We start from the raw sequence: 10,704 nt of genomic DNA, 5'->3' as shown, positions 1-10,704 counted from the left end.
ATCGGGCTAAATGAAAAAGGGATTGCTCAAATATGCAATCCCTTTTTATTTCTATATATTTTAAATTCTAAATATTAGTCAAACGTAAAGTATTGGTTTTTCCGGCTTCATGTGCAGGAGTTGCGTTGATATTAATAACGAAGTCTCCTTTTTCCAAAAATCCGTGATTTTGGGTCATTTTGTTTACTTCTATGATGGTTTCATCAGTAGATTTTTCCAGATCATAGTAATAAGCACGAACTCCCCAAAGCAAATTCAGCATGGTAATAACTCTTTTGTTGGAGCTGTAAACAATAATATGAGAATTTGGACGGTGTGCAGAAATCTGAAAAGCCGTATATCCGGAATGTGTAAGAGTAATAATAGCTTCCACATTAGTAGTTTTGGCGATTCGTACAGCTGCAAGACAAATTCTGTTTGTAATAAAACGATCATCAACACAGTTGAAATCATGCTCTATCGGTGCATTTTTATTTTGATAAAAATGTGTTTTTTCAATATTTTTTACCACTTTAGCCATCGCTTTTACCACTTCCACAGGATATCTTCCAACAGAAGTTTCTCCGGAAAGCATTACAGCATCAGCACCATCTAAAACGGAATTGGCTACGTCATTTACTTCAGCTCTTGTTGGCGTTAAGCTATTAATCATCGTTTCCATCATTTGGGTAGCAATGATTACAGGTTTTGAAAAGAAACGTGCTCTTTCTACCAAATTTTTCTGAATAGCAGGAACTTCTTCCATTGGAACTTCTACCCCCAAATCTCCACGTGCAACCATCAATCCGTCACATTCCAAAAGGATTTCGTCAATATTTTTTACACCTTCCGGTTTTTCAATTTTTGCAATAATTGGCGTTTTGAAACTTTTTCCTTTAGGATGTTTGTCCATTAGCTCTTTCAAGTCTATTATATCCTGAGCATGACGAACAAAAGAAAGTGCAATCCAATCCAATTCTAAATCTAACATAAAATTAGCATCCTGAATATCTTTTTCCGTAAGAGCAGGAAGAGAAACGTTGGTATTTGGAAGATTTACCCCTTTTTTAGAACTTAAAGGTCCCCCTTGAATAGTAACCGCTTTTACAGTATCTTTCAAATTGGTTTCTGTAACTTCTAATACTAGTTTTCCATCATCAATTAAGATTCTTTCACCTACTTTTACATCTTTCGGGAATTCCTGATAGGTCATGTAGACAATTTCAGAATTGCCTTCCATTTTTTCATTGGTGAAGGTGAGTACATCTCCAGGATTTAAATAAGATCCTTCTTTTACAACCCCGACACGAAGTTTTGGCCCTTGCAAATCCCCAAGAATTCCTACAGAGAATCCATGTTCCTGATTAAGTTCTCGGATGCTTTCCACATTTTTACGAACTAAATCATAATCGGCATGAGAAAAATTTATTCTGAAAATATCAACACCGGCTTTCATTAGATCTAGCATTGTTTCTTTGTTAGAAGAAGCTGGCCCTAGTGTTGCAATAATTTTTGTTTTCTTTAAATATTTATTCATAGTATTGAAATATGGGGTAGAGTTCATGTTCTGAACTCAATGAAAACTGCTGAATTTGAAAAGCTAAATTTTCAGGAAGCAAAATTAATGAAAAATCGTGAATTGTATCTGAAGTTTTGATAATATAATCAACATCTTTGTATAAATTTAGCAAGAAACGTGACTCTGACTCATCACAAAAGAGTTCCTTAATGGCATTTTTCTGAATGCTTTGGGAATTTTTATTTGAAATAATATGGATACAGGTTTTCTTATCTACGGAATAAGCTTCAAATCTTGGAAAAAAATAGTCATAATAATTTCCAATTAATCTGAGATCATCAATTCTTTTAAAGCTAAAAGGATTGATATTGTTGAGGTGAAAAAAAAATTCATAATCAGGGATATTTTTGATCAGACGAATCAAACCAATAGAAAATTCATTTTCTTCTTCCTGATCAAGAATCAATTTTAGAGTTTTCAACAATACTTTCTTTTTTATTTAGAATATAAAATGCACGTTGCGCTGCTTTTTCTTCCGCTTTTTTCTTGGACGATTCGGTAGCATTGGATATTTTTTCATTTTCTATCCATACATACGAACGAAATACCATGTTTTTATTAGGTTGGTATTCTTCAGAAGTTTCATATCGAATAATTACTTTCTTTTTCTGGCTCCATTCCAAAAGAAGGCTTTTATAGCTTACAATTTTTTTCTCTAACCTGTTAATTTGATCAGGCGTGAACATTTTTTCCAAGACCACTTTTTTACAAACATCATATCCGAAGTCTAAATAAATAGCACCAATCATAGCTTCAAACAAATTTCCGGAAATGTTTTCGCTCAAAGTATTGCCTTGATTTTGGATGAGATCCACAAGTTTTAATTCATCTCCTAATTTGTTCAGGTTTTTCCGGTTTACAATTTTGGATTTCATTTGCGTGAGAAAGCCTTCGTTTGCTTCCGGATAAGCAGCAAAAAGATGACAAGAAATGATTGATCCTAAAACAGAATCTCCCAAGAACTCTAAACGTTCATAGTTTTTTTGTTGCTTTTTTTCAGAATTTTTCAAAGAAAATGCTTCACGGTATATCCTGACATCCTGAACTTCATGACCAATGATTTTGGAAAGTCTGGAGCAGAATTTATAATCCTGTTCTGAAGGTTTTTTTCTTTTGAGAAGGAATTTAGAAAAATATTTCTGTAACTCCATAGTGATCCGGCTATATTTTCTTGAAGAGAACACATGCGTTGTGTCCGCCAAAACCGAAAGTATTGCTCATAGCTACATCCACATTTTTTTCAACAGCTTTATTGAAAGTGAAATTTAAGCGACTGTCAATATTTTCATCATCCGTAAAATGGTTGATGGTTGGGGGAACAATTCCATGTAAGATAGTTCCTAAAGCAGCGATAGCTTCAATTACACCAGCTGCTCCAAGAAGATGTCCTGTCATGGATTTGGTGGAATTGATTTGGATATCATAAGCATGATCTCCTAATAATTTTGAAATTGCGCTAGATTCTGCAATATCTCCAAGTGGAGTAGAAGTTCCATGCATATTGATATGATCTACGTCATTTGTAGATAATCCTGCATCTTCGAGGCAATTTTGCATTACAAGATATGCTCCTAAACCTTCTGGATGTGGAGCTGTCATGTGATATGCATCAGCACTCATTCCACCACCTTTTAATTCTGCGTATATAGTTGCACCTCTTTTTTTGGCATGTTCATATTCTTCCAAAATTATACATCCAGCTCCTTCTCCCAGAACAAAACCATCACGGTCTTTATCGAAAGGGCGAGAAGCTGTTGTTGGATCATCATTTCTGGTAGAAAGCGCCATCATTGCATTAAAACCTCCAACTCCGCTTGCTGTAACAGCAGCTTCGGAACCTCCACAAACGATAACGTCTGCTTTGCCAAGTTGAATGAGCATTTTGGAATCAATAATAGCATTAGCTGAAGAAGCACATGCAGATACGGTAGTGTAGTTAGGTCCATGAAAACCATATTCCATCGAGATATGTCCCGGTGTAATATCGGCAATCATTTTTGGAATAAAAAAAGGATTGAATCTTGGTATATCGGTTTTTGCCCATCCTAAAACTTCGGTTTCAAAAGTTTCCAAGCCACCAATTCCTGATCCCCAAATTACCCCGACTCTTTTTTTATCTACATTGCTGTTGAGTAATCCGGAATGTTCTACTGCTTCTCTTGCAGCCACGATTCCGAGTTGTGTGTTTCGATCCATTTTTTTTGCTTCTTTTTTATCAAGATAATTCAGCGGATCGAAATTTTTTACCTCACAGGCAAATTTTGTTTTAAAATTGCTGGCATCAAAAAGAGTAATTGGAGCGGCTCCGCTCGTTCCTTTTACAAGGTTCTCCCAGTATTCTTTGGCATTATTACCGATTGGCGTTATTGCGCCAAAGCCTGTTACAACTACTCTTTTTAATTCCATAAATTTGTTTTTCCTTTTTGCAAAGAATATTATTTGTTTACAACTTCTTCGATGTAAGCGATAGCGTGTCCAACAGTTGTAATTTTTTCTGCTTGGTCATCAGGAATTTGAATATTGAATTCTTTTTCGAACTCCATGATAAGCTCTACAGTATCCAAAGAATCAGCTCCTAAATCATTAGTGAAGCTAGCTTCTGGAGTTACTTCTGTTTCTTCAACGTCAAGCTTATCAGCGATGATAGCTTTTACTCTTGATGCAATGTCTGACATAGTATTTTAATTTTTAATTGTTGTTTAGATGCTGCAAATATATAAAATTCTTTATGATTTATCATTTTTTTGATTTTTTTTGGGTAATCTGCTGACATTCAGTTTACATTTTTTTGTTTGTAGACAAACTGGCTCGTTGTAAGTATTTTAATGTAGTGATACTAAAGAGAAAATATTTTTCAATTACTGTTTTTTACATATTTGTTAAACATATATTCGGTTAAAAGTTTTAGTTCTTTTCCATTTTCCGGATTTTTTCCATCCATCGTAAAAAGCTCTATTTCACCATTATATTTTGAATACCATATTTTTTCTACAGCGTTTTCTTCTGTTAGCGTATCGGGTTTCGTAATTTTTTTGAAATATGTAAGTTTGGTCATATCAACCGGAGCTAGTTGATGCTGTGGATTAGTATCTTCACAATCGGCTAATTTGTATTCGTTTTCTTCCCAATACATACATGTTTTCTCTTTTTTTGCTATCACATTTTCTATTATTGAAGTTTTTTTTGGTTTAGTAGAAATATTATTTTCATTAAAATCTGCAAATGTTTGAGGTGTGTAGCTATTTTTTTTTGAATTATTGGAATCAAGAGCAGTTTTGTTTTCGAAATTTCCTGTTTCGTCTTTCCAGAATTTGAATGATTTATTTCCTAAAAAATAACTTGCGAGAAGAATAATGCCTATAATTCCTATGTTGCTTTGTTTGGTCAAAAACTCCGGAATATTAAAAATAGGTTTATTGGTAATATTGATGATAATATCACCAAATTTGTCTATTAAAGATTTTTCATCTTCATCGACACTTATTCTGACTGTTGTTTTATTGCTATCTTCATCTTTTTTGATAAAATTTCTCGAAAAATCTGCAAAATTTTTGTAGCCCACATATTGGCTCATTTTGTCGAGTCTATCAGGTTCTATATTTCTTTCATTATCTCCATCTATATAGTCTTCATAATACCTTGTAAATGTTTTATCTGAAATGTCATAATATTTCAGATCATCTATAAAATGCAAATTCAAGTAATAAGCTAAACCACTTTTTGATTTTCTTCCCGATTCTCTTTTAGCCTGTTCAAATACTTCACGAATTAGTAGTTTTATTGTGGACATATATAGTTTTTAGTTTTTACAAAATAGATGATTTTCATGTATTCCTTATTACGGTTTTCCGTAATGAAATTCCTGTCCATTTTTTGTCTATCGATGTCGATGTTTTGTCTAACACATGCGTGATGTTTTGCTGCATCTTTGCTTCAGAAATCAGTGAGAAACAAAACATTATAAAAACAAATTTACGAAACTGATTTCAAAAAAACATGATGTAAAAAACAGTTGGGATCAACTGTATTTGGGAAGCGGTTTTTCCTTCTGTTTTGCACATCACAACTTCCCAAAAATTTAAAGAAGCTTCTTTTTCAAAACATGTGTACAGCTCGTGGCAAACTGCGAGAGGAAGAAAATTAATGCAAAATTTTAAATTTTTACGAGAATGATCGAAATTATATTAATGCTATTTGGATTAGCATTTGGAAACAATAGTACAGACACACCATCATATAACAATGATAATAGACAAGTAACAACCCAATCAATAAATTCAGGAGAACCAATCGGTGGAAACTCTGGACAGACACCTCCTCCTTTTACGAATCCATAAATATTTAATTCGTAAATGATTAAAGGACAGATTGTATAAATCTGTCCTTTTTTATTATTTTGTAATAAATAAAAAAACAAAACCATGAAAAAAATACTGTTATTATTATTTTTAATTACATTATTTTCTTGTTCAAAAAAAGAGCCTCTAAAAAACAATACTTATTATAATCAGGCTAAAGTTTATCTACAAAAAAATAAGGTAGATTCTGCTTTTTATTATTTCAATATCGCAAAGAATGAATATTTAAAAAACAATGATTCAATAGGTATTGCTAAATCACTTGTGAATATGGCTATTATTCAATCTGATAAAGGTGATTTTTATGGAGCAATAGAAACTTCATTAGAGGCTAATAAATTTCTTAAACAAAAACAAGATAGCATTGTGAAAAGTACACTAGCGTCTAGTTATAATTGTATGGCTATTGCATCACACTTTCTTAAAAATTATGAAAACGCTCTTGATTATCATTTTAAAGCCGTAAAATACTCTAATGACAGCCTGAATAAACTTGTGTATTATAATAATATTGGTGATGTATTAATAAGTCTGGGTAAATTTAAATCTGCAAAAAAATATTTAGAAAAAGCAATTCAAACGAAAAAAATTGATGATTATTCCAGAGCATTGAATAATTTGGCAAAAGCTAAATATCTTGAAGATAAAAGCTATAATCCTTTACCGGAATTTTATAAGGCTTTAGAGATAAGGCAAAAGACGAATGATGGAAAAGGCGAAAATTCAAGTTTTGAAACTTTATCAAGCTATTATTTAGATAAAAACAAAAACCTTTCTTTGGAGTTTGCAATAAAAATGCTTGAAGCGGCTACAAATAATGAGAGTTCTGATGATCAAATAGCAGCATTACAAAGAATTATTTTTTTGGATTCTAAAAATTATTTGGAAAATTTTCAAAAATATACATCAATAAATGACAGTGTACAAATAGCAAGAAATAAAGCCAAAAATCAATTTGCTATTGTACGATACGATGTTGAGCAAAAAAATGCTCAAAATCAAATATTAAAAAATAGAACATTTCAACAAACCATTGGTATTATCACTTTAGTTTTGGCTTTATTTGGCAGTTTTATTTGGTACCGAAAAAGGCAAATACGTCTGAAACAAGAAAAAGAAATCGAAGTAAAAAATACACAACTCAAAATGTCGAAAAAAATCCATGATGTAGTTGCCAATGGAATTTATCAGATAATGACAAAAATTGAAAATCAGGAACATTTTGATAAAGATAAAACTCTTGATGAGCTGGAATACGTTTATGAAAAATCCAGAAATGTTTCTTATGAAGAATCGGGTGAGAATTTTACCACAAAAGATTTCAAAGAAAAAATTTTTATGCTTTTATCTTCTTTTAATAATGATGATGTGAAAGTGACACCTATTGAAAACTCTGAAGAACTTTGGAAAAATCTTTCAACCGAAATAAAAAGCAATATTTTTAATGTTATTCGCGAGCTTCTTGTGAATATGAAAAAGCATAGCCAAGCAAATAGAGTAGTAATAAAATTTGAAAAAAAAGATAATCAAATTAATGTTAATTATTCAGACAATGGTATTGGTATGAAAGAAGATGTCCTTCCGAAAAACGGACTTCGAAATACGGTTTCCCGTATTGAAGCTATCAATGGAAAAATTATTTTTGACACGAAAACTGAAAAAGGACTGAAAATCCATATTTCATTCCCTGTTTCCTAAAAAACGAATAGCATGTTCAAAAAAATTCTAATATCTGAAGATCACGAAATTGCTAACTTATCGGTTCAGAAAGTTATGGAAGATCTTAATATAACCAATGTGAGCTATGCTTATTATTGTGACGATGCATTGGCTAAACTAAAAAACGGGATCAGAGAAAATTCTCCATACGATTTGCTGATTACAGATTTGTATTACGAAGAAGACCATTACAGGCAAAATCTTAAGGATGGAAAAGCATTGATAAAAGCGGCGAAACAAGAACAACCGGAATTGAAGACAATAGTTTTTTCTGCAGAACACAAATCCGGAATCATAGATGCTCTTTTCAATGATTGCGAAATTGACGGTTTTGTGCGGAAAGCACGTTCTGACGGAAAAGAATTGAAAAAAGCCATTACCGCAGTTTACAATAACGAAAAATATCTTTCTTTAGACCTGAAGCAATCCATAAAAAAGATGAATTCTTATGAGTTTTCTGCGTATGATATTACTCTGGTTTCGCTTCTTTCACAAGGTGTGATGCAAAAAAACATTCCTGTTTTTCTTAAAAATAATAAGATTACTCCGAACAGTTTAAGCAGTGTCGAAAAAAGATTGAATAGCCTTAAAGAATCTTTGGAAGTAAATAGTAACGAGCAATTGGTTGCGTTCTGCAAAGATTTGGGGATTATATAATTCATTCCGTTTAATTTTTACATTCATGGTGAGCCACGAAGTGGCGATTTAATAAAGGATAGGATAAAATCCTATCAGCCGTATATTTTGTATAGTAATTTCAAAATTTAATTGGTGCCAAACAAATTGTAGCAAAAAAACTTTCAAAATTTTTGAAAGTTTTTTTGCTTTTACGGTTTTCCGTAAGGAAAGGTTTGGTAATCAATATACTTTTGGAGTGTAAAATAAAAAATAAGAACTCATGGAATACAAAGTAATGCCCTTTATTGCAACTGCAAAACAACAAAATCTTAGTTCAAGCAATATTGCACAACAACTAGAAGGTTTAATAAAAACCCAAACCGCTCAAGGTTGGAAATATGTGAGAGTCGAAAGTGTTTCGACTTATGTTGAACCTGTTACTGGATGTTTTGATTCCACGACTCAAAAAGGTTATATGACATCATATCAAATGGTTGTTTTTATCAAAGAAACAAATGAAACATTTACTAATCTTTCTCATTAAAATGTACTGGATCATTATTCCAGCTCGAAAAAGAAGAAAATGCATTTTCAGAATTAGTTGCTCGAAATATGTTTATAAGAAAACATTAAATGAGGGTTTTATTTCAGGACTAAAAGCATTCAGATATAGATTGTATAATTGTAGATCGGGTGCTCGTCTTATTAGAAATCCAATAACAGGGAGATTGCAAATTATTCTACTGGATAATAAAACCCTTGAAGAGCATGAAATTTCAAAAAGATTTATTCAATAAAAACAAATATCAATCATGGGAAAATTTATTATTAGCCAAAGAATTAACAAAGAGTATCAATTTAATTTAAAAGCCGGAAACGGAGAAATTATTTTGACAAGTGAAGGCTATACTCAAAAAGCATCATGTAAAAATGGAATAGAATCCGTGAGAATCAATTCACAGATTGATTCAAGATACGAAAGAAGAGTTTCTGTGAATGACAAAGATTATTTTGTTTTGAAAGCGGGAAATGGAGAAATTATTGGAAAAAGCCAGCTTTATTCTTCAAAAAATGCTATGGAAGCAGGAATTGATTCTGTAAAAGAAAATGCTCCTGATGCAGAAATAATAGATACGACTATTTAAAAAAATCGAAAAACTATGGATCTTAAAATTAAGTTGGAGCAACTTCATCAAAAAGTAGTTGGACTGAAAGACCAAATCAATACAGAAGAAGCGACAAAAAATGCTTTTGTGATGCCTTTTATACAAATTTTGGGATATGATATTTTTAATCCAACAGAAGTAGTTCCAGAATATATCTGTGATATCGGAACCAAAAAAGGAGAAAAAGTAGATTATGTCATTCGGAAAAATGACGAACCTATTTTGATAATAGAATGCAAACACTGGAAAGAAAATGCAGACGCACATAATTCTCAGTTGCACAGATATTATCATGTTTCCAAATCAAGATTCGGAGTTCTGACAAACGGAATTATTTATAATTTCTATACCGATCTGGAGAAACCAAATATTATGGATGAGAAACCTTTTCTTACCATCAACATTGAAGATTTAAAAGACAGTTCCATTAAAATTTTGGAAAGTTTTACAAAGAATGAATACAATCTTGAAAGTATTCTGGATTCTGCGGAAGCCCTCAAATATATTAAAGCCATAAGAAAAGAATTTGAAAAAGAAATTGAAAATCCTTCTGATGAATTGGTGAGACTTTTGGTAAACAGGTTTTTTGAAAAGCCTTTAACTGCCAACAGAATGGTTTCTTTTAAAGAATATACAAAAAAAGCGTTGACTACTTCTATTAATGAGTCCATTAGTTTCAGGCTAAAATCTGCACTTAGTATCAACGAACAAATCGAAAAACAAGATGAAACAAAAGTGAATCCGGTAGATGAAAATAACGAAATTCCGAAATTTTTCACGACAGATGAAGAAAAAGAGGCCTTCCAGATTGTAAAAGCTATTTTAAGGGAAAAAATTTCTTCTGAAAGAATTTCGCATAGAGACACACAATCGTATTTCGGAGTTTTATTAGATGATAACAATAGAAAACCGATTTGCAGATTTCATTTCAACACTTCTAATAAGTATCTGGAAATATTTCACAACGGAAAAGATGCGGGAGAAAAAATGCTTTTGAATAGCCTTGATGAAATCTATAATTACCGAAACGAACTACACAAAACAATAGAAAACTATAACTAAAAATCAATATTAATTTTTTAAAACAAAGAACTATGAAAAAGCTACTTTTCACAGGTTTATTAAGTTTAGCATTACTTATACCTGTAAGTTATTCGGCAACAAGTAACAATATTCTTAAAACTGAATTTTCTAAAGGAAAAAATAAGAAAAAAAACAAAAAGAGAAAATCCAGATCCTCATCTTATTCGCATAGTAATGGTGGTTGCACTTATAACGGACATAA

14 protein-coding genes are annotated in these 10,704 nt (G+C 31.8%); 8 read left to right on the top strand and 6 right to left on the bottom strand.

Going from position 1 to position 10,704, the window contains the following annotated elements:
* Positions 1–67: 67 nt before the first annotated feature.
* The 6 genes from pyk to AC2A1C_RS15335 form a co-directional block, all read right to left on the bottom strand.
* On the bottom strand, positions 68–1,516 hold the full coding sequence (pyk, locus tag AC2A1C_RS15360; protein ID WP_484026799.1) for a pyruvate kinase: 1,449 nt from the start codon (positions 1,514–1,516) through the stop codon (positions 68–70).
* Positions 1,509–1,979: an IPExxxVDY family protein gene (locus AC2A1C_RS15355; RefSeq protein WP_484026798.1), complete on the bottom strand. Its 471-nt coding sequence runs from the start codon at positions 1,977–1,979 to the stop codon at positions 1,509–1,511. Before AC2A1C_RS15355 ends, pyk begins: the two co-directional genes overlap by 8 nt.
* A complete protein-coding gene (gene rnc, locus AC2A1C_RS15350) occupies positions 1,954–2,709 on the bottom strand; it encodes a ribonuclease III (RefSeq protein WP_484026797.1) in 756 nt (251 codons plus the stop codon). The genes AC2A1C_RS15355 and rnc overlap by 26 nt, the downstream gene beginning before the upstream one ends.
* Positions 2,710–2,719: 10 nt before the next feature.
* Positions 2,720–3,964: a beta-ketoacyl-ACP synthase II gene (fabF, locus tag AC2A1C_RS15345; protein WP_484026795.1), complete on the bottom strand. Its 1,245-nt coding sequence runs from the start codon at positions 3,962–3,964 to the stop codon at positions 2,720–2,722.
* Between the two features lie 29 nt (positions 3,965–3,993).
* Complete coding sequence (locus AC2A1C_RS15340) at positions 3,994–4,233, bottom strand: acyl carrier protein (RefSeq protein ID WP_002976354.1); 240 nt, start codon at positions 4,231–4,233, stop codon at positions 3,994–3,996.
* Between the two features lie 179 nt (positions 4,234–4,412).
* Positions 4,413–5,348, bottom strand: coding sequence for a hypothetical protein (locus AC2A1C_RS15335; RefSeq protein ID WP_484026792.1), 936 nt, complete (start codon positions 5,346–5,348; stop codon positions 4,413–4,415).
* 379 nt (positions 5,349–5,727) lie between these two features.
* Here AC2A1C_RS15335 and AC2A1C_RS15330 point away from each other — a divergent pair, with 379 nt between their 5' ends.
* The 8 genes from AC2A1C_RS15330 to AC2A1C_RS15295 form a co-directional block, all read left to right on the top strand.
* On the top strand, positions 5,728–5,895 hold the full coding sequence (locus tag AC2A1C_RS15330; RefSeq protein WP_484026791.1) for a hypothetical protein: 168 nt from the start codon (positions 5,728–5,730) through the stop codon (positions 5,893–5,895).
* Positions 5,896–5,979: 84 nt separating this feature from the next.
* Positions 5,980–7,614 (top strand): tetratricopeptide repeat-containing sensor histidine kinase, encoded by a 1,635-nt coding sequence (locus AC2A1C_RS15325; RefSeq protein ID WP_484026790.1) that lies wholly within the window; start codon positions 5,980–5,982, stop codon positions 7,612–7,614.
* 12 nt (positions 7,615–7,626) lie between these two features.
* Entirely contained in the window at positions 7,627–8,292 is a 666-nt protein-coding gene (locus AC2A1C_RS15320; RefSeq protein ID WP_484026789.1) for a response regulator transcription factor, read from the top strand.
* 241 nt (positions 8,293–8,533) lie between these two features.
* On the top strand, positions 8,534–8,797 hold the full coding sequence (locus tag AC2A1C_RS15315) for a hypothetical protein (RefSeq protein ID WP_484026787.1): 264 nt from the start codon (positions 8,534–8,536) through the stop codon (positions 8,795–8,797).
* Positions 8,769–9,050, top strand: coding sequence for a membrane protein insertion efficiency factor YidD (gene yidD, locus AC2A1C_RS15310; protein WP_484026786.1), 282 nt, complete (start codon positions 8,769–8,771; stop codon positions 9,048–9,050). The genes AC2A1C_RS15315 and yidD overlap by 29 nt, the downstream gene beginning before the upstream one ends.
* Before the next feature lie 15 nt (positions 9,051–9,065).
* Positions 9,066–9,398, top strand: a complete 333-nt coding sequence (locus AC2A1C_RS15305) for a YegP family protein (protein WP_484026785.1) — start codon at positions 9,066–9,068, stop codon at positions 9,396–9,398.
* Positions 9,399–9,413: 15 nt separating this feature from the next.
* Entirely contained in the window at positions 9,414–10,481 is a 1,068-nt protein-coding gene (locus tag AC2A1C_RS15300) for a type I restriction endonuclease (RefSeq protein ID WP_484026784.1), read from the top strand.
* Positions 10,482–10,513: 32 nt separating this feature from the next.
* Positions 10,514–10,704 (top strand): hypothetical protein (locus AC2A1C_RS15295; protein WP_484026783.1); only part of this gene is annotated, 191 nt, incomplete at its 3' end.

The organism is Chryseobacterium sp. HNCC26DJ241 (assembly GCF_057180505.1).
The sequence above is the reverse complement of the archived record's forward strand: the minus strand, read 5'-3'. Positions and strand labels throughout refer to the sequence as shown.